The following is a 23,915-nucleotide window of genomic DNA, read 5'->3' as shown; positions in this document are numbered from 1 at the left end:
GACGTCACTGGACGTTACCGCCCTGCGGTAGAGTGGGACATGGTCCCATCGGCTTGTTGCGCTCTCCCCTTAGTGGCTCGCCAAAGGGGAGAGGATGGAGAGTTCAGCGCATCAGAGGCGCTTCGCTCCCAAGATCGAAGAGAAAAACCATCTGGTCCGCCCGGGATACGCTGCGGTCCAGACGCAAGGTGACGTGCTCATCGAGCTGCGCCAGCCAACCCTCGAGAACCCCGCCATAGAACGCGCTCAGCCACTGGCCAGCGGGATTTCCCAAAGACCCGACGGTCGGGAAGTCCGTCAACTCGATATAGAGGGCGCGCGTTCCCTGTTGCAGTCGTAGCGACACAACGCCCCATCGGGCAATCGACAGAAGCGCATTGCACTCGAGTTCGAAGGCCTCAACCGTCTCGCACTCTGGCAGCGGCAGCCGGGTCGCCATCCGCCTGCCAACGCTGTGCAAGAGCGCATCGCGCTCCTCCGGGCCAGCCTGCAGATCGAGTTCGGCGGCGAGAGCATGAATGAAAAGAGAATAATCAGGCGCGATCATTTCGTCCCCAGAAAGCTGTATTTTGCTGCGACAAAGGCACGGACTTCGTTCCAGGGTCCGGCCTTCTGATAATCTGCGTTGAGGCTGAGCTTGAGATTGGGCGTCAGGCGGTAATCGATATTGCCGTAGATGCCCCCAGTCAGACCACTTGCCGACTCACCTGATTCATAGGCGTAGAGCGGTGCGATACTGGCCAGAAGCGCCTGGTCCTGCGGATTGTTGGGAAAGGTTTCGGAGTGACTGGAGTGATAGGTCTGGTACCCTATGCGGCCCAGAACATTCCAGTCCATCTGTTTGTAGGATCCGGCATAGGTGATCGGGAAGGTGAAAGCGAGGAAGTTCTGCGGCGAGAAATATCCGCCATTGCCGAAGGAAAACTGGTACTCGTTGCGCGCATAACCGAACCACGTCAGATCCATGCCGAGATGGAGGTTCTGTGTGCCTGATTCCCAAATCTTGGCCTGTCCCCCTGCCCCAGCTTCATAGCCCGTGTTGCTGCGCGTGTTTCTCCCTGCAAGGTACGAACCACCCCCACGCACGTAGAAGGACGCGTTGCTGGTTCCGTAAGCGAGTTGAGCGTAAGCGCGATTGCGGGTCACCCCACCCCAGGTTGCTCCGGATGCGTCACGCAACCCTGCGTAGGAGAGAATACTGTCCTGAACGGCGCGACGTTCTGCTCCTATGGTAAGGGTTGTGTTGCGCGCAATCTGCGGCGCGACACGCAAACCACCCTGGGCCGTCGCTGTGGTAAACCCGAGCGGCGTGGAACCAACATCTGCGGTCAGCCAGTTCCAGCCGAACTGCGCATCCAGAGCGACACCCGTCGCATTGAAAGAAGAGGACTGATTGAGCGGACCGTTCTGCTGGCTCGACAGCGGGTTCATGCCAATCTGCAAGGGTCCATTGACGTCACTGGCGTTGTAGGATCGGCTTGAGAGGAAAGTGGGGGTCGCCGAAAGCGTAAGACGGCCATGACCAAGAGGTATCGTACCCGCAACCCGCGTAGTGACGTTGTTCAACCCGTTCAGACCTGATCCCGATCGGCTGTCGATCCCCGGGGTGATACTTACCGAGGCGGTAAGGGAGTCCGTGATCTGTGTGAGATCGCCATCCATGCGCCGGATGAGCGGATCAGAGTCGTTGCGTACGAGCGTGACATCCTCAGAAGCGAACGGGTTGACCCGTCGCGCGCCCGAGAGGCCAGAGGGCGAGATTTGCTCGATGCGGAGCAACCGTGCCTGGGCCAATTCGCGCACCGCAGCGCGAATATTGCCGCGCGCCCGATCTAGCTGCGCTGCTGCATACCAACTCCTCGGATCAGTCGGCGCCATCGCATTCATCTGCTGGATATAGCCACTGGCCTCGGCGTAGCGATGCATGGCGATTGTCGTCTCGACAAGTGCCAGGCGCGCGTCGAGATCGGCTGGATCATGCTGTACGGCACGCAGATTGATCTGATAGGCCTGAGCGTATTGACCGCCGGAGCTATAAAGCCGAGCCAAAGCGAGATTGGCTGCGACGGGAGGGTTGGCACGATCGATAGCAGGGGCCAGTGCCTCATAGGCGCGCGCGCGGTTGCCGCTCTCATTCAGGCGGTCTGAGGTCGCGACGGCGAGGCCCGTGTCGATTTGCGAAAGGCGGGTCTGGTCATCGGTACCGAGAGGCATCGCCCTGAGCTGTGCGGCAAGACGCCGTGCCCGCTCCAGGTCGTGCAAATGCAGAAAGGCACTTGCATAGGCGAGGCGCTGCGAAACGCTCAGCCGACCAGCGGCGCGAGCGATCTGAATATCCAGAATTTGGGAGGCACCGCCCTGATCTCCCCGATCATAGAGTGCTTGAGATGCAAGCTGACCGAGTGTGCCATCCGGATCGCCCTGATCGAGCAGATGCGCAAAGTAGAAGCGGGCCGCGTCACGATCAGTGGGCGCGTTACGGATATCGTCTCTGAACGTCGAGGCGCGCATTACTGAACGCAGCTCTGGTGTGAGGCCACGGTCAGGCAGAAGCGGGCGCAGCCTCTGCACCGCTCGGTCGTCTCCCGTTTGTGCGGCGAAGTACAGTGCGGCCTGCAATCCTTCCATGTTTGAGGGTGAAGCCGCCTCAAGCAAGGGGGCCATCACCTGCTCGGCATCGCGCCGACGATCCTCACCAAGAAGGGCCTGTGCATAGTGCAAACGCGACCAGGGAGACAAAGCGTTGCTTTCATCAGCCTTGTGCAGGATCGCCAGGCGCTCCGCCGGCGTGGCTGCCTGCGCGGCCTCTTCATCATATAACAGGGCCTGCAATTGCGGGTTCGACACCGGGCTTTCTTCCAGCAGGGAACGTGCTTCCCCGAATTGCCGGTCATTGATCAGCGCGCGTACGAGACGCTCCCTGACCGATACGCTACGCGGGTCGTTGTGCAGCAACGCGCGATAGACGGCTATCGCCTCGGGCCTGCGGCCAGTGCGCTCAAGAATATCCGCGCGCATGGCTTGCAGCCAGGACTGGCGCGGCGACTGGGCGATCAGGGGATTGATCAGCGCGAGCGTCTCGGCATAACGGCCCCGCCCGAACAGGTAATTCGCGCGCGCGTAGGAATCATTGAGTACCGCGCCACTCTCCGCTGCCCTCCAGCGCTCTGCGGAACTTGGATCTGCCGCCATCGCACGATCCAGATAGGTGCGGGCTTCCCCATCTCTGTTTTGACGGAGCAGACCCACGCCGAGGCCACCCAATGTATCCGCATCATTCGGCGCGAGCGCCAGAGCCTGCCGAAAGTAACCAATCGCCTGAGACGGATTATTGGCACGCAGCGCGTCCCACCCTTTCTGGCGCAGCTGTTCGTTAGGGTGAAGCGTTCCTGCGAGTTCACGTCCCTTGAGCGCAAGGACGTCGCGATCACCAGGGTGGTCATTGAGATAAGAGGTGATGACCGCGTCCGAGCTTGTGTTGGCAGGAAGCCAGAGGACAGACTGACGCGCGGTCGTGTCGATTTCCTGCTTCTGTGCGGAGTTTAGACCGGGGAGTTTAGAAAGGGCCTCGAGCCGCTGGATACCGGTGACGCGATTTTTCTCATCCCAAACGAGCGATTGAGCATAAGCGATCTGATATTCCATATTATCAGGCGCAGACATGATCAGCTTCGCGAGGCCTTGCTGGGCCTTGCTTCGCTGGTCTGGCACGCCAGCGAGCGTCCGGTAATACTCCAGGGCATAAAGCGATGGAGGGCGATCGGGGAAAGCCCTCAGATAGGCGGCAGCGGCCTGCGCCGTGGCCCCTCGGCGAGCGAGTGAGCGCGCCGTTTCAATCTCGGGGCTTGGCGCGGAACGCGCTTGGAGATCCATGTCCAGCGATCGTCCGGCATCAGGATCATGGCTTTGATCGCGTATCTGCTTGAGTATCTTGTGTGCTGAGGCGATGTCGCCTTCGCGAAGGCGCATCTGACCCTGCATCGCAAGCACATCGGGATCATTGGGCGCAAGCTGCGCCGCTTGGTCAAGGGCGACACGCGCATCGTCCATACGACCGTGATCGAACCAGTAATGGGCCCGTTTCATCACGACCGGCAGAATCCGTGTGGGATCAAGAGACTGGGCGATGCGTTCGTCCTGTGACTGCGACCTTGCCTGTGCCGCTGGGGGTGCGGCGTCCTGAGGTGCAGCCTGCCCTCGTGAAATGCTGACGCAGATCAGCGCCGGGAGAGCCGCACGGCGCAGCCCGAGGATCCTATTTGTCACGGCGGAGTTCCTGCTGGCGGCGTCTTGCATGGGATGTAAGGATACGGAACAGGATCAGAACGCCCACCCCAATGCCAAACATCGCGAGGATAATAACGCGGAACGGATGATTGCCGAGATAAAGGTCGGGCCAGAACCAAAATGGGAGGGACCCAATTGTGTAGGTCGGCAGATTTCTCGTCGACAGGACGTGGCTTCCGTTGACGATTGCCAGATCACCCTGAATCATGGGCTGGACCTTCGTGTCATGTACGGCCTGAAGCAGGCGTTCCAACCCCTGTGGATTTTCGCTCAGCATGAGGACCATAGTCGCATTTGAGGAAAAGGGAGAGCGTCTTTCGATGAGGACACCTCCATCACCGAGCGAAGTCGTTGCGCTCAATGCACGCAGCATGTCCGGAGTCTTACCTGTGGACTGGCTACTGAAGCTCCGCGAAAGGACGTGGAACGGCTCGAGGAAAGTCGAGCTGCTATAATTGAGTGTCGTACCGTTAAGGCTGTACGGAGTACCGCGGAGGAAGCGCTCGATGGCAGGCGAAGAGGCGACTGTGTCGAGGACAATCAGGTTGCGCGTCTCGGTTTCGGAGACTGCGTCCGAATGGAGAACTGTCAGACCGGAGACGGGATATTGCGTGAAGGCGCCGATCATACCCATCAGATCCAGATAAACCGACTCTACCCCTTCAGTATGTGATGAGGGCAGTACGACTGCCGTATCGGAAAGATCGGCCATACGCGTGAACGGAAACCCTGAGTTGGCAAAATAGGCCAGATTGGGAAGCTGGGTATAGTGATAGGCCCGGGTCAGATCGATCGTCGAATCCGGGTCGATGCTCATGCGCAAATCCTGCGTCATGCCACTGCAATCGCGTCGGCCTACCGGACGGCTCTCGAGGTAGAAGTCGAGTGTATTGGCACCGTAAATCGCCCAAGGAGGAATGGCGACGCTTGCGGATTGCACCCGCGACGCTGCTGGCCAAAATCTCTTGATCCAGTCGGGCAAATCCGAGGGCGGCGCGAGAGAGACGGATTTGAGATAGAGGCCATTGACACTGACATCTACATGCGAGCGCCTGCGGTCGATCTCCGTTCCCAAGGGGCCGCGAACCGTGAAGTGCAGGCTCAAAGGGTGATCGCGCCACGTATAGATATCTGGCGAGGTACGGAACGGTACTGATATCGTTCCGGGCACATAGCCATAGCCCTGCAGCGACGACAGAGCGACGAGATCCCCTACCCTCACCGGCTGTGAACGCGTCACGAAACCAGGAGCATCGCAGGGCTGCCTCGGCTGAATGGTCACCTCAGGGGCAAGGATACGGGCTGCGTGGGGAAAGCCTTTGCTACCAAATGCAACAGAGCGTGCAGCGGCCAGAACTTCGCTGTCTGTACGCCCTGTGACGATCAGAAGGGCACCAAACGGATCATTCGCGTTAACTGTCTCGAGGACGGTTGGTCCATCGATAGACGCCTGCCCTTTCAAAAACTCACTCAAGGTCGATGCCGGGCCGATCACAACCGCATTCCCAGAGGGTGGCATCTGAGACATTACGGGGAAGCTCACGCCGCGGTACTGGGCCATGGACCCGAACCACGATGCTAGAATCGCCGAGGCCTCGAGCGTATGAGAATTGCTCTGTCGTGCAATGACGAATGGTACACGGGCCGGAGTCAGTACTGCTTCGTCGAAGAATGGCTCTGGCAAAGCAGCGAGGTCTCGGGAGGGAGGCATCGGGGCGGTGGTGATAGAGAGAGTCGACTGGCCCAAGATCTTTGCCCATAGCACAGGGCTGGTCTGATCCCCGCAACTCAAAGTGTACTGCCCTGCGAAATGGAATGTCAGGACGTTATGCTCTTTGAAATAAAGTGGATTGACCTGAAAGCTGAGCGGGCCGAATTGCGGCTTGTTCTTATCAGGGTGGACCACGCCGATATATTGGTCATTGAGGAAAATAGTGACCCCGCTCCCCGCAGGTAGCATTTCGGGAGATAGGGAACCAAAGAGAGAGAGGGTGGCGCTCGTCACGACTTCGGAGGAGGAGACCCCAAAATTCAGCCCCTGGATCGGAATCCAGGGCGTCATTAGGAGGGTATCGGCGCTGCCAAGTTGGCTGAAGCTCCAGGACGTCGTTCGCGCATTCTCGAGTTCATCGCGGGATAATGCCGGTCCTGTTTGCGCCGGTCCTTGGTCCAGGATAGCAGAGCCAGGCGCAGCGAGAGCCGGCGGAACCGGCGCCAGATGCGGATCTGGAACTGTTACGGACGCGGAGATACCAGGCGTCGCTAGAGGCGTGTTCGTAGTACTGTTACCCACGACCGTGGGATTAGTCGTTGCCGGCATTGCAGCGGGGGGAGAAGGTTGCGTGGCCGGGGAAATTTGATTTCCAGACGAGACCATACCGCCGGGTAACGGTAGATCCGCAGGATTTACCTGTGCGGAGGCGCTACCGGTGAGCATGATGGCACCGAGCCCAAGAACGAGCGCCAGACTCCGAATCATTCCGGGATTGGGACGGACGATGACGGCAGTCTTCTGCGGCGTGGCTGGTGTCACACGGGGCATGAGCGAGATACTCGGCTTCTGCTTACGAAATGTTGCAGGCTTAAAGAGCTCGAAGATACTCCGAAGGATGAGACCAATCGAGCGCGGCAGGCTGTCCGGCTTGTAATCTGCCCAGCTTCTCCATGCATCCAGACGGCCGAATATGACACGCACGATTTGTGCCTCCTGCAAAAGGGTAGTTTCTGCCCAGCGCAGAGCCAGTTCGCCGGATTGCGCGGCGCGAACGACGATCGCAGGAAGACAGTAAGTATCATTATGATCCCGGATCATAACGGTAACGGAAGAGTCTTTCACGAAAGCTTCGGCGGGTGCGGTACCGTGAAGCTGGCAGCCGCCGTAAGACATGTTTTGGGTCATGAAGTGAAAGAGGCGACCGTCTTCGACACGCACCATGACCGGAACGACCATCTCGACACGGGGACTTTTGCGAATCTGCATTGATTCCCGTCCGATCGAGATGGCGGCAAGAAGTATGGTGATGCTTATCGACACCCAAACGACATTCATCATGAGCGCGTTGGAGACAATGTAGTCGTTGTGCTGGAAGAAAAGCCTGTAAAGGCCGAACACCAACCCCAGTATCAGCGCGATTGCGATGTAGACATTCGGATAAATCGCGCTCCAGTCCAAATAGGAACGATCCAAAATACCACCCTTTTCTGTCACGTTGAATTTGCCGCGACGTGGAAAAAGGAGGGTCATGATGGTAACCCGAGCCAGAAAAGGTGCGAGTGTCGTCTCGTAGACCTCGCTCCATAGAGAATAACGCCAGTTCCTGTTGGTGCGTGCCGAAGTCAATACGCTATGCATCAGATGCGGTATTGCGTAGATCGCAATGGCGAAAGGCGAGGCATCGATTAGCGTTTGATTAAAAAGGAGGTAGGCCATCGGCGCGGAGAGGAAGATCAGACGCGGGATGGCGAACAAGAAACTGGCGATTGCAGAAAAATAGCACAGGCGTTGTGCGAAGTTCAGGCCTGGCCCGAAAAGCGGATTATCCAGACGGAAAATCTGTAGCATCCCCCTTGCCCAACGCATACGCTGGCCGACATGCAGGATCAGGCGTTCCGTCGCCAGTCCAGCGGCCATGGGTTTGCCGATATACGCGGTAGACCAGCCAAGACGCTGCAATTTGAGCGCCGTATGCATATCCTCGGTGACGGTTTCAACAGCAACTCCGCCGATCTCCATCAGCGCCGAACGTCGGATCACCGCGCAGGAACCGCAGAAGAAGGTCGCATTCCAGAAGTCATTGCCGTCCTGAATCAGACCGTAAAACAGATTCCCTTCCGGTGGAACGATAGCGCCATGAGAAAAATTCCGCTGGAACGGATCGGCTGAATAGAAGTGATGGGGCGTCTGCAAAAGCGCGAGCTTCTCTTCAGACATGAAGGGCGCAACCGTCTCCTGCAGGAAACTGCGCTTGGCAATGTGATCGCAATCGAAGATTGCAATCAGCTCGCCTTTGGTGATCGTCATCGCGTGATTGAGGTTGCCGGCTTTCGCGTGACTATGTTCCGACCGGGCGATGTAGCCGGCACCGCAAGCCTCGGCAAACTCCTGGAACTCCTCGCGATGCCCATCATCGAGAATATAAACGTGAAGTCGATCGGCAGGCCAATCGATCCCCATTGCTGCGAGCACAGTCTGCCGAACGATACGCAGTTCTTCATTATAGGTCGGGATATAAATATCCACGCTGGGCCAGGAAGCAATATCGTCTGGCATCGGGGCGACACGGCGTCCCAACGGATGAAGCGACTGGAAATAGCTGAGAACAAGCATGACAAACGCGTAGATCTCGGCGGCGACGAGCGTTGTCCCCAGTATCGATTGCGTCCATGTGCTGAAATTCAGGGTTTCGGTCAGGCGCCAGCTCAGATAGCGGAGCGAGACGATGATCGAGAGCCCCTTGAGGACGAGGGTTGCGCGTGGCCCAGGCCGACGATTAACGACGAAGAAAACGAGAATGCCGAATAAACAGACGATGGTCTGTCCTGCGAGGTTCAGATGAACAAATGCAGCGACAAATGTACTCAGAAGCGCGACAACGATCATGGAAAACTTGATTGTCGTATCCAGGCGCGATTCATGGGCGCTATCGATCCAGTGTTCTGCAATCGAAATTGCATGCCTGACGCGGCTCATGCCAGCTTCCTCACTCTAAGTTTCAGTGCAGCCTGCGAACCGTCTGGAGCAGACGATCTCCGATCGCCTCAAGGTCTAGAGCCGCGCGCGAAAAGGGTGCGTAGTGATGAATCAGCTTTTGGCTGGCAAAGGCTTCCCCGACATGCTCATCGCGGAAAATTGTCCCGAGATGCATGGAGCCAAGACGCCGGATAATCTGGGGCATCGTCATCGCGCTGATACGGTTCATGGGATCGAAGCGATTGACAACCACCTGATGCAGAAAAGGCAAGCTCGTCTGGGCCTCACGTGCGTAGCAGCTCCCCGAATGAATCTCTGCAATCAACGAGACGCAAGACGCCTCTGCAGTCATGACGGTGACGACCATATCCGCGTGATCAATCAGTGCGGAGAGTGCCACCGAATAGCCCGGCGCCGTGTCGACGATAACGACTGTGTCCGGAGCCTGTGCCAAGGACACAAGATCATTGGCGAGAACGCCCGGGTTTGTGACGACCACCCGCTCAAAAGCCATCTGGCGTTCCAAAGACAACGTACCGAAGGGATATATGATGACGTCATTTACCCCCCTCACAGCCGTATCTCGCCAGAGGCGGCGACTTGCAATCTCAGGTGCGAAGCCGGCGCGATGTGAAATCGGGATACCAAAGTGTAGACGCAACGCGTTTTGCGGATCGAGATCGACTGCTACGACCCGCGGTATCCCGGCGCGGCGCAGTTCCTCCGCGAGATGCGCGGTTACCATGGTCTTTCCAACACCCCCCTTGGGTGAGGCTACGCATATAAGTGTCATCAGGGCTGCTATCGTCTCAGAGGGGTTAAGATAAGCAATCGATGTTCTAGCGACGAAATACGCCATGTAGGCGACGCTGCGTGCTGTGTCGGCTTTGCGGTGAGGCTCTTAGTGAAGACAGCAATTGCTTGAGGGGCGTGTGCTTCCACTGTTGGTCTGGATTTGAAACGAAGCTTGTCTCAACTCCCCTGGAAGCAGAATCCCCCAATGGAATGGCCTTTTTGACGAAGACGGCCTTTGGGGGAGGCTCGACCTCGTGCGCACGACCATCGGTCTCCTGCGTTGGGGACATTTGAGGGCGGGGCTCAGGCACATCGAACCGCACCTTCGAGGCCTCCCGCTCCGCATACGACGGGCTATTTTCAGTATCAGATGGCCGCGGCTGTGACTGTCCTTCAATCCGCGATAAGGCGTCGAATTCATGAAAACCGCCATGAGCTTCCACTGGGGAACCTGCTTCGTTGAAAGATTCGTTTAGAAGCTTGAAGTTATCGGGCATCAGACCATCTCCATGGCAGCAATTCGCGCCAGTAACGTGAGCGAAGACGAATAATAATCGGCGCTATCTTTGACACTTGGAAGGATTGGGAGTGCGTCCGCGCCGTGCAAGGCAAATTGGTAAACGGCGCGGAAACCGGGTGGTGCGGCATAAGGTGAACGCTCGCCCGTGTTGAGATCGACCCAGGCTGGCAGGTCTGCCATTGACCAGTTCTGACTGACGGCGAGGAGCGATTGTGTCAGACTGGGCACCATGCGCTTCGACCATTTTAGATAAAGAGGGATACGAATGGCATCATAGGAGAAACGCGCAGGAAAGCCGGGCGCGGGTGCGATACGCTCGGATTTCTTGTCTATGGACAGCCAGTCAGGGGGCAAACCCCACAGTCCGAAGCGGCTGGCCTGGATGAGCTGCGTGCCGGTTTCCATCAACGCGCGCCATGGGCCATTCGGATCAAGCGATGCTGCCCGCCCCAGCGCCGGCATGAGGTAATATGAAAGGTTGATGATCGTGATTTTGGAGCGATCAAAGCCCTTCATCGCGGGCAGGAACACAGTGCGCGAGCCAACCTTGCGCACACAACGCGACGCAAGGTCAGCGAGTATGGCCCGCGCCGCATCGATATAGTCGGGACGCTGCCAGAGAATACCTCCCCGCCGCAGCGCCCACGCAATCATCAGATCGCCGTCGGAGGCGTTGTTCGTGTCAGTGATGTGAGGCTGCGTCGGCACCCACCGCCAACTGCTCAATGCGTCGCCGCGATGCCGGAGCGTATCCCGTGTCCAGCTCCAGATCTGCTCGAAGACGGCCTGATCGTTGAAGGTCGAGGCGAAAAACATGCCATAACCCTGCCCCTCGGAATGGGACACACCCTGATTACCCGTATCGATGACACGACCGTCAGGGCGGATATAGCGGCCCTTGAAGACCTCCCAGTCGCTATCGGTCTGAGCGGACCGCTCCTCTGCTCGGCCGCTCCCTACAGATAGGGCGATCGATGCGGCTGCTGAGCCGCTGCAGAACCCCCTTCGCGTTCTCAAACGAAACATTAACGATCTTCCGTCCACTTGCAGACTTAAGCTACAAATTAATTCCTCGACCTTTGAATAATATCACGATTACGTCAACAGGTTATGAAGGACGTTAATGACGGAGAGGGGCATTCTGCCCTTGAATAGGTAAAAATCATTAAAAACCGCACGCCTATCGTCACAGTGCTACCCATTTGCCAGCAAAGCCTTGCGAATGATCATGAGGCGTCCAGTTACCTCGCGATTCGCGCAGGCGATCATTAAGGCCGAGGCGTAAGAATTCCGAACTATGCAAGCAGGCACCATGGAAATGCCGTGCACATGGCAGGAGGGCTACGCCGATCAGGCTGAGCAGTATCGATTTGGAAACAAATATTAACGGTTCATCGTTTAGTCGTTGGCTCAAGCAACGACTGAGCGGCGATAAGCGGGCCTGCTCATGACAAGGCGCTACATTGGCGCCCAGTCAAAAGTCGCATGTTGGTCTAGCCTCAGGCGAGGTGGCGCCTGATGAGCTGAACACCGAAGCTCAATCTGTACTCGGTACCCTCATCATCGCGGATCTCAAGCGTTCCGCCGAGCTGGCGTGCAAAGCCCTTGACCAGCTGTAGTCCAATACCCTCACGCTTTGCAGCGTCCTGCGCGCGAGTGGATGACAGGCCGATCCCGTCATCTCTGATCGTGAGCACCGCCATCTCTCCTTCTCGCTTGAGCGTCACCTTTACAGATCCGGTTCGGTGATCCGGGAAAGCGTAACGTAGCGCGTTCGTCACAACCTCGGTGACAACGAGAGCAATCGGTACCGCCTGATCCGGTGTGATTGGTACGGGATCAACGTCCAGGAGGAGGGTAACACGGCCTTTGTTCAGCCGATTATTTGCCGTAAAGATCTGACTGGCGAGTTCCTCGAGGAAGGCGCTGATATCTAGAGCGGAGAGCCCACCCTCCGGGTAGAGGTAGCGATGAAGGGTTGCAAGCGAGCGGATGCGATCCCTCACCAAATGAAATTCCTCGCGCGCCTCGGGTAGCTTGATCCTGTTCGCCTGCAGGTTGAGAAGAGAAGCAACAATCTGCAAATTGTTCTTCACCCGGTGATGGATCTCTCGGATCAGGAGATCCTGTTGTCTGGTGGCGCGTTGCAGGCGCGCCTCATGTCGATCCAGACGGCGTGTCGCCCGGCTGAACGCTCGCTCCATCTGTCTTATCTCAAGAGGCAGAGATTTGGGCAAATCTGGCTGGAAGGTTCCGTTCCGGCGCCAATCGCCGACACTGAAGGCGAGTTTCTCAAGTGGCTCAACAAGGTAACGTTGCGCTGCGAGCGCGACGAGAAGGAGCTCTACCACGAGGATAAGGACGATCAGCGTGAGCCGCGCCAGAAATAGTTGTAATGCACGGTTTTCCGCGATGCTTCGCGCGGATATTGCGACGATATTGACGGGACCGTAGCCTGGTATGAGGGTGTAGTAGGTCATGCCGAGGCGGAAGTGGTCTGTCATCACCCGGGTCTTCAGGTCACGATCCAGCCGTGCTTGGGCGTCAGCTGACCACGGTATCGGAGTGGTCCCACGACGCGTAAGCGGCGTCGGAGGGACATCTCGATTATAGAGCCAGAGATCGGTGCTCCCGCTTTCCGGATCTGACGCAGGTCGGGCGTATTGGTCGGTACGGAGTATTTGCTGATTCACGAGCGGGCGGAGTGCGACGAGTTTGCCCGACACGAGCGCGCCACTCCGATCGACGTACTCAAGGGAGACGATCGCTCTCACGATCGGGCGCGCACCGTGGAAGATGATCTCGGCTTGCGAGCCCTCGCCATGTAGGGGAAGAGCCATCATCTCACCTGGCGTGAGAACCAGACGATTATTGTCGCAACCCGGAACTTCCGTCCCAAGATCCTGATAGGTCGATACAACACGGCCGGATTGATCGACAAGGACCAAGGCACAGTAATGCTGCTGGCTGATTGACTGCACAAGGCGAAAAGCCCTGGGGGCGATCTCCTCGTGCAGACCAATACCCGCTAGCGTTTCGAGCGCGCTGCGTGTGCGGTCAATGTCATTGATGATTTCGTGGCGCGCGCTGAGCGCGTCGCTTCGTGTGCGCTCGTAGCTGTTGTCAGCCGTCGCTAGGTAGGTATGCCAGGCGAGCACACCAGCGACGCAAGCTAGGGGGAGCGACGTGCAAACGATGAGCGCCATGACGCGGGAGCCGACCGTGTCGAAAAGGCGTGGTCGAAAACGGGCAAATCGCCAGAAAGACGTCGAGGGACTTTTCAAAGAGAGTTCGTCCCTCGCCCTACGCGATGCTCATAGGAGCGAGGTCAAGAGGAGCGCTCATCTCTGTCTCCTTCGATCAGACGCAACAATTCTTCAGGAATGGGCTCATTCGCCACATCATCGAAAAGCTGGTGGAGGCCCCGCTTCAGCCAGATATCGAAGGGGTTGTCGCTTTCAGGAGACTGATCCGTCTGACGGGACTTACCCGGCGCGCCGTCCTTTCCCCCCGTCATGTCATCCCCTTAATGAAAGAAACCAACTCACGCCATTCTAACTAAGTGCTGACGGTCGAGTTGCACTACCGAAATTTAATCATCTGATTTTGAAGAAAAGAAAAGGTGCAAATGTGAAGAGGGGGAATGACGGATCGCCATTCCCCCGAAAATCGTGCAAAGATGTCGCACAATCACCTTTCGTTACTCGTCTCGCGCCTGCGATTGGGTCAAAACGTGAAAAGATCGTCAGACTTGAGACCCTTGCGGCGACGATCGTCGAGCGTGGAACGCAGGGCAGCGACCTTGATGCGCAGCTTGTCGTTAGCGGGAAGATCGCCCGTCATCCAGGCTTCGAGTTGGCGACGCGCCCGGAAGACGCGGCTCTTGGCAGTTCCGACTGCACAGCCCGTGGCCTCGGCGAGAGCCTCGTAGCTCATGCCCTGAACGACGACCATGACGAGCGCTTCGCGCTGGTCGGAGGGCAGACGCGACAGGGCAAGAGAGAGATCTTTCAGCGCCAGACTGTCCTCGTGCGTCGCGTTGCTCGCGAAGGAGGAGGCGGGCACGTCCTCGATATCCGTAGTCTCGCGACGCTTGCGCAGGTCCGAGATGAAGCGATTGCGCAGGATACGGTGCATCCATGCCGAGAAATTCGTGCCGGGAATGAAGCTGTCCTGAGCGGCAAGCGCATTGCAGACAGCATCCTGCACCAGATCTTCAGCGGCGAACCGGTTACGGGTCAGAGAGAGCGCCTGGACGCGCAGCTTGGGGAGAATCTGGATAACCTGGTCATGGAAGCTAGTCATGCGAAAATCCTCTTCGCTCGGTGCTTTTCAACTGAGGAATGAACGGCAACTCGGATCGGTTGCATGGTCTCGCAATTTTCTGAAATTAATCTGCAGCACTTTAAAAAAGTCGTGTGTCAGACGGGCGCAGTGGGATGCTCGCGGCCTGCCGGAGTGGCCGTCATTTCGGCCAATTGCGCTCGGGCGCGAGACACGCGGGCCTTCATCGTGCCGACGGGACAGGCGCAGATCTGAGCAGCCTCCTCGTAACTGAGTTCCTGTGCACCCACGAGGATGAGGGCTTCGCGCAGGAGCTCGGGTAGGCGCCATAAGAGGACAGACAGATCGAGCACGTGATCGTGAAGGCCAGAACTGACGCCGTCGCTCTCATCACCATTCCGTGAAATCTCGGACAGTATCTCGGTTTCACGTGCCTTGCGACGACGTTGCTCGAGAAAGACGTTGCGCAGGATTGTGAAGAGCCACGCCTTGATATTCGTCCCATCCTCAAACTGATGGCGCGCGCCCAATGCCCGCAATACGGTGTCCTGGACGAGGTCGTCAGCGGCGGCTGCCTCACGCGTGAGATAGCGGGCAAAACCACGCAGGTCGCCAAGATGGGCCGCAATGCCCCTGCGTACAGGGTCGCCCCCTGCCCCACTCTGTCTTTGAATATCCCGCCCGTCCGAGGTCAGCGTTTCTTCTCCCGATCCTGGTCCACTGCATTCCCCTTTGCTGCCATCTGAAAAAGTGCCATTCTGACGCAACAGAACGCGTTTTGTTCGCACATATTCCCGGAGCTTCGTTAATCAATGGTCGATGCAGAGCGCCAAGACCTGATCCAAGCCTTGCCCTTTGCTCGCCGATTTGCAAGGGCTCTCGAAGGCAATCAGAAACAGGGCGACCAACTGGTTGCCCTCGCCATCAAGGATATGATGACCCGCCAGGGTGGGCACGATATTGGCGTGAGATACCGCCTCTACCGCTCGATCATCACATGTTTTGCTCTGGAAAGCGAGGCTCTTCACGCGCCCTCGTCCCTTACGCTGACCCAGCGCTATGTTCTGCTGCTGACCTCTCTCGAGGAAGTTCCGCTGAGCGCGGTCGCCCTCATTCTAGACCGCTCGGAAGCGGAAATCCTCGGTGACATCGCCCAGGCGAATGACGGATTGCGCTCGGTCGCAGAAACAAGCGTGCTCATCATCGAGGACGAGCCGATCATTGCCATGGATATCCAGGATGTCGTGCAGCAATGCGGCCATCGTATTGCGGGTGTCGCCTATACCGAGGCCGACGCCGTGCGGATTGCGAAGGAAACCCGTCCCGGGCTGATCCTGGCCGATATCAATCTTGGTGGCGGTGGTGACGGAATGCATGCTGTCGGGCGTATCATGAAGGATCATCAGGCTCCGGTGATCTTTGTGACTGCCTATCCTGAACGCCTTCTTACGGGCGAGCAGGAGGAGCCCTCCTTCATCATCACCAAGCCATTCGAGCCGACGACCCTCGCTATCACCACCTATCAGGCCGTCACCGGTGGACTTAAGGCAATCTGACTTGCATCCCCGGGGTCTGTGCGACACATAGGGCGCATGGCCGCACCCATCCTCCATCTCCGTGATATCGTCTACACTCTCGGGGGACGCCCCCTTCTGGATGGCGCCGAAATCGGCGTCGCTCCTGGAGAGAAACTTTGCCTGGTAGGCCGCAACGGTTCGGGCAAGTCCACGCTTTTGCGCATCGCTGCTGGTGAGATCACACCCGATTCAGGGCAGTGCTTCGTGCAGCCTGGAATCAGGATCGTCTACCTCCCGCAGGAACCCGATCTCACCGCCTTTCCCACCAGCTATGACTATGTGGCCCAGGATCTTCAACCGGATGAGGATTATCTTGCGCGCAGCATGCTGGCTGAGCTTGGTCTGACGGGCGAGGAAAGCACGGCGACGCTCTCGGGGGGCGAAGCAAGGCGCTGTGCGCTCGCACGTGCCCTCGCCGCACGGCCTGATCTGCTTCTCCTGGACGAACCGACGAACCATCTCGACCTCCCGACCATCACATGGCTGGAACGCGAGTTGGCGACCATGCGGTCGGCCATGATCGTTATCAGCCATGATCGGCGGCTTCTGGAAACACTGTCTCGCGCGGTGGTCTGGCTCGAGCAGGGAATCACGCGGCGCCTCGACCAGGGCTTTGCACGCTTCGAGGACTGGCGTGAGGAAGTCCTGGCTCTTGAGGAACTTGCGGCGCACAAACTCGACCGCGAGATCGCGCGTGAGGAAGACTGGATGCGATACGGCGTAACGGCGCGGCGCAAACGCAACGTGCGCCGTGTGGCCGAGCTTGCAGCGCTACGCTCGCGCCGCAAGGATATTGCCAGCCAGTTCCGTGGCGCCTTGAAGCTGACCGTCTCAGAGGCGCAGAACACAGGCAAGCTGACGACCGTTGCCGAAGGTGTCACCAAGGGATTCGGTGAGCGCGTTGTGGTGCGAAACCTCGATCTGCGCGTACTAAAGGGCGATCGTCTCGGCATCGTGGGTGCAAATGGCATGGGTAAGACGACCTTGCTCCGCCTTTTGACTGGCGAAGATGCGCCAGATGAGGGGCGGGTACAGATCGGTCCGTCCACGTCCCTCGTCACGCTGGACCAGCGTCGGGCGAGCCTGGACCCTGCCCAGACGCTCTCGGATACCATGACCGGCGGCAGTGGCGATATGGTGCAGGTCGGAACCGAGAAACGGCACGTCATCGGCTATATGAAAGACTTCCTGTTCCGCCCGGAACAGGCTCGTACGCCCGTGGGCGTCCTCTCCGGCGGTGAGCGCGGCAGGCTTGCTCTGGCCTGCGCCCTCGCTCAACCGTCCAACCTGCTCGTACTCGACGAACCGACCAATGATCTCGATCTCGAGACGCTGGATTTGCTCCAGGAGATGCTGGACGATTACCCCGGCACGGTGCTTCTGGTCAGCCATGATCGCGATTTTCTGGATCGTGTCGCGACATCTGTCCTCGTGGCGCAGGGGGACGGGCGCTGGATTGAATATGCCGGTGGCTATAGCGACATGCTTGCCCAGACGGGAGGCGCGGCTCCCGCTGAGCGCGGCACCGCGCCTACAGAGGATAAACAGAAAAATACTGCAAGATCAGAGAGAACGACCAAAAAGCTCAGCTATAAGGACAAGCTTGCCCTCGAAAAACTCCCCGCTGAGATCGATCGCCTGGAGAAACTGATCATCTCGCTGCGCGACACCTTGTCAGACCCTTCGCTGTACAGCAAAGACGCAAAGAAATTCGCAAAGACCAGCGAGGCCCTTACCCAGGCTGAAGGTGCTCTGACGACAGCTGAAGAAGAATGGCTGTTGCTGGAAATGAAGAAAGAAGAACTCGAAAGCGGGGGCTGATCGGTTCACATCACGCGAGATTGGAGCGCTCAGCTCCATGCCCCGCTCGACGTTAGGCGCTTCCGATGAGCCCGGATAATTCCATGCGTGCCCGGGTTTCATCCATACTGGCCTTCACCCTGATGGCCGCATCAAGCGCTCTGATCCCGGCCTCGGCATCAACGAGAATGGGGGCGCCGTCGAGACAGGCGGCCGCGAAGGCATCGTGCTCGGCAGCGAGGCAGTCGCAATCTTTCCAGCGCAGCGCCTCGCGCCTGAATCCTCCCGTTCCGGGCAGGGGCAAACCCCGCTTGCGACCGATCATCGTGAGCTCCTGCTGCATGAAATCAGCGGAGAGATAGCCCTCTTCAGAAAATACGCGCATCTTTCGCTCGGTCTTGAGCGAGATACGGCTCGCTGAGATAGCAGCCACACACCCATTGGCGAAACGCACACGCGCATTGGAGATGTCTTCATGTTCGCTCGAAACCGCGACGCCAACGGCATCAATCGACTCAATCGGTGAGTCCACGAGTGAAAGCACCAGATCAAGATCATGGATCATCAGATCAAGAATGACCGACACGTCAGTGCCGCGCGGTTTGAACGGCGCGATACGTGTCGCCTCGATATAAAGCGGCTTGCCGATACGTTCGGAGATTGCCCGGTGCTCGGAGGAATAACGCAGCAAATGTCCGACCTGCAGGACGCAGCCGCTTTCGCGCGCGAGCTCGGCAAGCGCTTGCGCTTCCTCAAGGGTTGCCGCAATCGGTTTCTCGACGAGTACATGACGCCCAGCCCGGAGGCAGGCCGAGGCGACCGGAAAATGATGCTCTGCAGGCGCTGCGACGATCACGGCGTCCACCTGATCTATCAGTCCCTCCAGGCTCATGGCCATCGTACATCCCGCCTCCTCGGCCACGTTTTTCGCGCGGGCAGGATCGGGGTCATACAAAGCGACAAGCTGCTCGCGGGGACAATCGCGCGCCTTGAGAGCATGAAAACGGCCGAAATGCCCAGCCCCGACAATCCCGACCTTCAACATGTGTTTTCCTGACTTTTGTACGCCTGAATTCATGAAATTTGGTGTAGCAGGGCGCAAAGGGAGGTTGCAACGCGCTGCGCCACCCGGCATCTTCCCGCTGCCTGACCGCCCTGCGGTAGTTTTTGATCTCCGGTCGTTACAAGAAGGACGCCGCTCCGCTCGATGATGTACTATAGTCGGCCCACCATGCTGGGAGTTCTCGGGGTCTGTGTCCTCGGTCTCCTGCTCTGCCTGCCCAATTTCATGCGTGCGCCCGCGGCCAAGCTGCCATGGCACCAGATCCATCTCGGTCTGGATCTGCGCGGCGGCTCATATCTGCTTCTTCGACTCGACCAGCAGAGCCTGGTCGATGACCGCCTTCAGGGGCTCGAAGATCAGGTCAAGCAGGTCCTGATCGAAAAGAATCTCGGCTATCGCGATTTCCACAAGGATGGCAGCGCGCGTGTACTGAGCTTTCTGCCGCGCGACGCCAACGAGGCACAGGCGAGCCTGACCGCCCTCTCCGCCCTGACAGGCAACGGCGGCGACGTCGCGGCAGCCCAGGATCAGGGACGTATCACCCTGTCTCTGAACGAGGCCGCTCTCAAACAACGGGCTCGCGAGGCCGTCAGTCAGTCGATCGAGATTGTGCGCCGCCGTATCGACGGAACGGGAGCAGTTGACCCGGAAATCACACGTCAGGGTGATGACCGCATTGTGGTTGAACTGCCGGGCATCAGTGATCCGGAGCACATCAAGCGGCTTCTCGGTACCACTGCCAAGATGACATTTCGGATGCTCGCCAATGGTGCGGGCGGCAACGTGGCCCCGCCAGGTGCAACCATGCTGCCTGATATGAGCGATAACAACGTCCTGCTTCCCGTGATGGATCATGTCGAGGTAGATGGCGCAGCCCTCACCAATGCAGGAACGACCATCGACCAGAAAGACGGTGGGTGGGCGGTCAGCTTTTCATTCAACCGGGCGGGTGCCCGCGCCTTTGCCCAGACAACCACGCAGAATGTCGGGCGACGCTTCGCGATCGTACTGGACAATAAAGTGATCGAGGCGCCGGTCATCAACGAGCCTATCACCCAGGGGAGTGGCCAGATCACCGGTCGGTTCACGGCTCAGGCAGCAACCGATCTCGCGCTCATGCTGCGTGCGGGTGCCCTGCCCGCCCCGCTGGCCGTTATCGAGCAGCGTTCCATTGGGCCCTCTCTCGGCGCTGATTCGATCCGCGCCGGCGCAATCAGCCTTGGCATCGGGTTCGTGCTCGTGATTCTGTTCATGGCGTTGTTCTATGGGCGCTTTGGCCTCTACGCGAATGTTGCGCTCCTGGCGAACCTCGTGCTCATGACCGCCATTCTGTCATTATTCGAAGCGACGCTGACCTTGCCCGGCATGGCAGGCATGCTGTTGACGCTTGGCATGGCGGTGGATGCGAATATCCTGATCAACGAGCGTATCCGTGAGGAGGTCGGTCGCGGACGGACGGCTCTTGCAGCCATGCAAGCAGGTTTCGAGCGTGCGTCGTCCACCATTATTGACAGTAATGCCACAGCCTTTCTGGCCCATGTCATGCTGTTCGTTTTTGGTACAGGTCCGGTGCGAGGCTTCGCCCTGACGATCACGATCGGTATCGTCACCACGCTCTTTACCACCATGCTGCTCTCGCGCCTGCTCATGGTGCGCTGGTACGCCCTCACCCGTCCCACTGAACTGCCGGTCTGAAGCGATGCTCTCACGTCCCCTTTTCCGCTTCGTCCGTGAAGACAAGCATATCCCGTTCATGCGCGGCCGCTTCGCGGGCCTTGCGACTTCGGCCATTCTCTCGGCGCTCTCTGTGGTGCTGTTCTTCGTTCCTGGGCTGAAGCTTGGCCTCGATTTCCGCGGCGGAATCGTGGTTGAAGCCCAGACGCAGGGTCCAGCCGATTTTGACAAGCTGCGTCACGCCCTCGCCGCCCATGGGATCTCTGCCGCAGGACTACAGAAATTCGGCAGTGACCGCGATGTACTGATCCAGCTTGATACGCCGCCCGCCGGGCCCAATCAGGAAGCGGCGACGCAGAGCCTGGTCGATACCGTGCGTCATGCTGTGGTTGAGGCTCAGGCCGGGACGCAGGTCCTGCGGGCGGACGCCGTAGGCGCATCGGTATCGAGTGAGCTCTTCCGTAACGGTCTTCTCGCTCTCGGGCTCAGCCTGGCCATGATTCTGGTCTATATCTGGGTGCGGTTTGAATGGGAATTTGCGGTTAGTGCCGTGATCACGCTCGTGCTGGATCTGACCAAGACTGTCGGGTTTCTCGCCATCACACGGTTCCAGTTCGATCTCGTGATGGTGGCGGCAATTCTGACCATCCTGGGCTACTCCACGAATGACAAGGTGGTCGTCTATGACCGTGTGCGCGAAAATCTGCGCAAATACCGCACCATGCCGCTTCGCGATTTGCTGGATCTCTCGATCAACGAAACACTGAATCGCACACTGGGCACGTCCATGACGGTCTTCCTTGCCGCACTGCCCCTCGCAATCTTTGGCGGGCACAGTCTTTCCGGCTTTGCGACAGTCATGCTCTTCGGCATCGTTGTCGGAACGTCCTCCTCGATCTTCATCGCCGCGCCGCTCCTGCTGCTTATGGGAGAGAAACGCCTGCGTCGCAGCAGGCCGGTCTAAGGGCATTACAGGATTACCGGCATATCTCCCGGTTCAATGCAAAAAGGCGCCTCATGGGCGCCTTTTTCATGCATGCTGCGTGAGACGGCAGTCACACCCGAAGAGCACGACGAGCGTTCAGGGGATTGGCGCGCTCTTGCTATCGCCCTTCGGCGCAGGCTGCGAGACAGGCGTGGAGTAGCTGAGGATCTGCAGAATTCCGTCATCTGCAGCACGGAAATTATCATCGGTTGGCGTGAAGGCTGCCTGCCTGATGGCAATCCAGGTGTTGTGGTCGATGGCAATCAGTTTCGCGATATCCGCGCGCGTGGCCTGATGCTGCAGGATCTTCGTAATCAGACCATGTTCTGCCATGCCATTCGCAATAGCATAGCTCGTCAGCAGAACACTCGGCGAGCGGTTCTGCATCAGATGGTCTCCTCCCTGCCCGGCACACGCCGTGAGGGAGAGGAGGACCGTCATGGTGATGGGGACAAGTAAGCGGCGCATGAAAGGATCATGCGCCGAACAGAAGCGCGCGCCAAGGGTGACGCGCCCAGTTGAGGAACGGCTCAGCCCGCATCCTTGGCGATCAGGTCGCGAATTTCGGTCAGCAGGACCTCGCTCTTCGTCGGGGCCGGGGGAGCGGCAGGGGCCGCCTCTTGCTTGCGCTGGAAACGAGATACAAGCTTGATGAGCCAGAACACGGCGAAAGCCACGATCAGAAACTGAATCACTACATTCAGAAAGACGCCAATATTGATCGTAACGGCGCCAGCCTTCTGAGCTTCGGCAAGGGTGGGCAGCACCGGCCCTTTCAGCGTGACGAAGATATTGGAGAAGTCGATCCCCCCGGTCAGCAACCCGATCCCGGGGGTCAGGATATCCTTGACAAGGCTCGTCACGATCGAGGTGAAGGCCGCACCGATGATGATACCGACCGCCATGTCGATAACGTTGCCACGCATGATGAATTTCTGAAATTCCGCGACCCATCCCGGTGTGTGCAGCTTTGATCTGAGATCGGACATCGATGACTCTCTCCTGAAAGGTGGAAGATTTGAAATGAGCCGCATGGCCACACAAGATGGAGGCGGCACGCATGGCGGGCTCAGAATGTGGGCTAAAGGTGGAGGGATCGATAGAAAAAACATAGCGTAGCCAAAAGTTTCTGCGTTTTTGTCGTTCCCCTCACCGTTTCTTTCCGTTATAGCCCCGCCATCCGCTCCGGTCGGCATCGGAGCATTCCAACGAGGACACCCCCATGAAATCCGGCATTCACCCCGATTATCACGAAATCACCATCATCATGACCGATGGTACTGAGTTCAAGACGAACTCCTGCTACGGCAAGGCTGGCGACACGCTCCGTCTCGACGTCGACCCGAAGTCGCATCCCGCCTGGACTGGCGTCCAGCGCATGCTCGACACCGGGGGCCAGGTTGCCAAGTTCAACAAGCGCTTCGCCGGAATCGGGGCACGCGCCGCAAAGAAGTAATCCTGGCGCTCCTTCCCGGGCAGGCTCTTGTCCTGCCCGGAAACGATCCCACATGCAGGGAGCGGCAATGCCCGACAGGGGTTGCCGCATTACCCTCATGCAGTCGCGCCGGCCCGTGAGGAGGCGCGCTGATGGATCTGCCTTGAAGGAGGTTCACATCATGTCCTACGATTTTGCTCCGCTTTTTCGCTCAGCCATCGGCTTTGATCGCCTGGCACGTCTCGTCGATGATGCGGTATCCAACGCGCCCGCCCATGCGAGCTATCCCCCCTACAATATCGAAAAAGCCTCGGATGACGTTTATCGTGTCACCATGGCGCTGGCCGGGTTTGGCCCCGATGATGTCGAGATCTACCTCGCCGACAACCAGTTGATCATCAAAGGCAGTGTGCCGCGTCACGATCGCGCCGGCGAGCTGCTCCATCGTGGCATCGCCACAAGAGCATTCGAACGGCGTTTCGCCCTGGCTGATCATATCGAGATTGCCGGTGCTGAATTGATCAATGGACTTCTGACCATCACAGTGCGACAGGTCACCCCCGAGGCCCTCAAGCCACGGCGTATCCCGATTTCACTGGGTCCGGCCCCCGCAACAAGCGCTCCGAACCATGTGAATGTCAGCCACGCTGCGTGAAGTCCTGAGCCTCGGCCCCCGCCAGGTCCGGGGTTCATATTTTTAGGCGATTTGTCATCGAGGGGCTTGACCCCTCCGCACTCGACAGACCATACCAGCGCTAACTTTGCAGTGCATCCAGCAGGTGCCGCGCAGATGGCTCCGGACCTT

18 protein-coding genes are annotated in these 23,915 nt (G+C 58.5%); 6 read left to right on the top strand and 12 right to left on the bottom strand.

Annotation, left to right across the window (positions count from 1 at the left end):
* Positions 1–103: 103 nt before the first annotated feature.
* The 9 genes from bcsD to WFJ47_RS12330 all read right to left on the bottom strand — a co-directional run bounded on the left by bcsD (position 104) and on the right by WFJ47_RS12330 (position 15,205).
* Positions 104–547 carry a cellulose biosynthesis protein BcsD gene (gene bcsD / locus WFJ47_RS12370; protein WP_336763368.1) on the bottom strand — a complete coding sequence of 148 codons (444 nt, stop codon included), beginning with the start codon at positions 545–547 and terminating at the stop codon, positions 104–106.
* Entirely contained in the window at positions 544–4,266 is a 3,723-nt protein-coding gene (locus WFJ47_RS12365) for a cellulose synthase subunit BcsC-related outer membrane protein (protein ID WP_336763366.1), read from the bottom strand. The genes bcsD and WFJ47_RS12365 overlap by 4 nt, the downstream gene beginning before the upstream one ends.
* Positions 4,256–8,977: a UDP-forming cellulose synthase catalytic subunit gene (gene bcsA / locus WFJ47_RS12360; RefSeq protein ID WP_336763364.1), complete on the bottom strand. Its 4,722-nt coding sequence runs from the start codon at positions 8,975–8,977 to the stop codon at positions 4,256–4,258. The genes WFJ47_RS12365 and bcsA overlap by 11 nt, the downstream gene beginning before the upstream one ends.
* Before the next feature lie 22 nt (positions 8,978–8,999).
* Entirely contained in the window at positions 9,000–9,770 is a 771-nt protein-coding gene (locus WFJ47_RS12355; RefSeq protein ID WP_158625377.1) for a cellulose synthase operon protein YhjQ/BcsQ, read from the bottom strand.
* Between the two features lie 498 nt (positions 9,771–10,268).
* Positions 10,269–11,318, bottom strand: coding sequence for a glycosyl hydrolase family 8 (locus WFJ47_RS12350; RefSeq protein WP_127102124.1), 1,050 nt, complete (start codon positions 11,316–11,318; stop codon positions 10,269–10,271).
* 473 nt (positions 11,319–11,791) lie between these two features.
* Positions 11,792–13,576 carry a sensor histidine kinase gene (locus WFJ47_RS12345; protein ID WP_336763361.1) on the bottom strand — a complete coding sequence of 595 codons (1,785 nt, stop codon included), beginning with the start codon at positions 13,574–13,576 and terminating at the stop codon, positions 11,792–11,794.
* Positions 13,577–13,620: 44 nt separating this feature from the next.
* A complete protein-coding gene (locus WFJ47_RS12340; protein WP_127102122.1) occupies positions 13,621–13,809 on the bottom strand; it encodes a NepR family anti-sigma factor in 189 nt (62 codons plus the stop codon).
* 209 nt (positions 13,810–14,018) lie between these two features.
* On the bottom strand, positions 14,019–14,597 hold the full coding sequence (locus WFJ47_RS12335) for a sigma-70 family RNA polymerase sigma factor (protein ID WP_336763359.1): 579 nt from the start codon (positions 14,595–14,597) through the stop codon (positions 14,019–14,021).
* 116 nt (positions 14,598–14,713) lie between these two features.
* A complete protein-coding gene (locus WFJ47_RS12330; protein ID WP_408868659.1) occupies positions 14,714–15,205 on the bottom strand; it encodes a sigma-70 family RNA polymerase sigma factor in 492 nt (163 codons plus the stop codon).
* 183 nt (positions 15,206–15,388) lie between these two features.
* Between WFJ47_RS12330 and WFJ47_RS12325 the strand changes: the two genes are divergently transcribed.
* Both WFJ47_RS12325 and WFJ47_RS12320 read left to right on the top strand, forming a co-directional pair.
* Positions 15,389–16,132: a PhyR family response regulator anti-anti-sigma factor gene (locus WFJ47_RS12325; RefSeq protein ID WP_336763356.1), complete on the top strand. Its 744-nt coding sequence runs from the start codon at positions 15,389–15,391 to the stop codon at positions 16,130–16,132.
* A 36-nt stretch (positions 16,133–16,168) separates the two neighbouring features.
* Positions 16,169–17,974, top strand: coding sequence for an ATP-binding cassette domain-containing protein (locus WFJ47_RS12320; RefSeq protein ID WP_336763355.1), 1,806 nt, complete (start codon positions 16,169–16,171; stop codon positions 17,972–17,974).
* A 52-nt stretch (positions 17,975–18,026) separates the two neighbouring features.
* Here the strand turns inward: WFJ47_RS12320 and WFJ47_RS12315 are convergent, their stop codons facing one another.
* Positions 18,027–18,998: a Gfo/Idh/MocA family oxidoreductase gene (locus WFJ47_RS12315; protein ID WP_336763353.1), complete on the bottom strand. Its 972-nt coding sequence runs from the start codon at positions 18,996–18,998 to the stop codon at positions 18,027–18,029.
* Positions 18,999–19,163: 165 nt separating this feature from the next.
* Between WFJ47_RS12315 and secD the strand changes: the two genes are divergently transcribed.
* Positions 19,164–20,711, top strand: a complete 1,548-nt coding sequence (gene secD, locus WFJ47_RS12310; RefSeq protein ID WP_408868658.1) for a protein translocase subunit SecD — start codon at positions 19,164–19,166, stop codon at positions 20,709–20,711.
* A 4-nt stretch (positions 20,712–20,715) separates the two neighbouring features.
* A complete protein-coding gene (gene secF / locus WFJ47_RS12305) occupies positions 20,716–21,654 on the top strand; it encodes a protein translocase subunit SecF (protein ID WP_127102117.1) in 939 nt (312 codons plus the stop codon).
* A 117-nt stretch (positions 21,655–21,771) separates the two neighbouring features.
* Here the strand turns inward: secF and WFJ47_RS12300 are convergent, their stop codons facing one another.
* Together WFJ47_RS12300 and mscL are read right to left on the bottom strand one after the other, a co-directional pair.
* Positions 21,772–22,143 carry a hypothetical protein gene (locus WFJ47_RS12300; RefSeq protein ID WP_336763349.1) on the bottom strand — a complete coding sequence of 124 codons (372 nt, stop codon included), beginning with the start codon at positions 22,141–22,143 and terminating at the stop codon, positions 21,772–21,774.
* Positions 22,144–22,205: 62 nt separating this feature from the next.
* Entirely contained in the window at positions 22,206–22,664 is a 459-nt protein-coding gene (gene mscL / locus WFJ47_RS12295; protein WP_336763348.1) for a large-conductance mechanosensitive channel protein MscL, read from the bottom strand.
* A gap of 233 nt (positions 22,665–22,897) precedes the next feature.
* Between mscL and rpmE the strand changes: the two genes are divergently transcribed.
* Entirely contained in the window at positions 22,898–23,131 is a 234-nt protein-coding gene (gene rpmE, locus WFJ47_RS12290; RefSeq protein WP_127102114.1) for a 50S ribosomal protein L31, read from the top strand.
* Positions 23,132–23,291: 160 nt separating this feature from the next.
* Positions 23,292–23,765 carry an Hsp20 family protein gene (locus tag WFJ47_RS12285; protein ID WP_336763346.1) on the top strand — a complete coding sequence of 158 codons (474 nt, stop codon included), beginning with the start codon at positions 23,292–23,294 and terminating at the stop codon, positions 23,763–23,765.
* Positions 23,766–23,915 lie beyond the last annotated feature (150 nt).

Origin of the sequence: Asaia sp. VD9 (assembly GCF_037150015.1) — a bacterium.
Classification (GTDB): domain Bacteria; phylum Pseudomonadota; class Alphaproteobacteria; order Acetobacterales; family Acetobacteraceae; genus Asaia.
The sequence above is the reverse complement of the archived record's forward strand: the minus strand, read 5'-3'. Positions and strand labels throughout refer to the sequence as shown.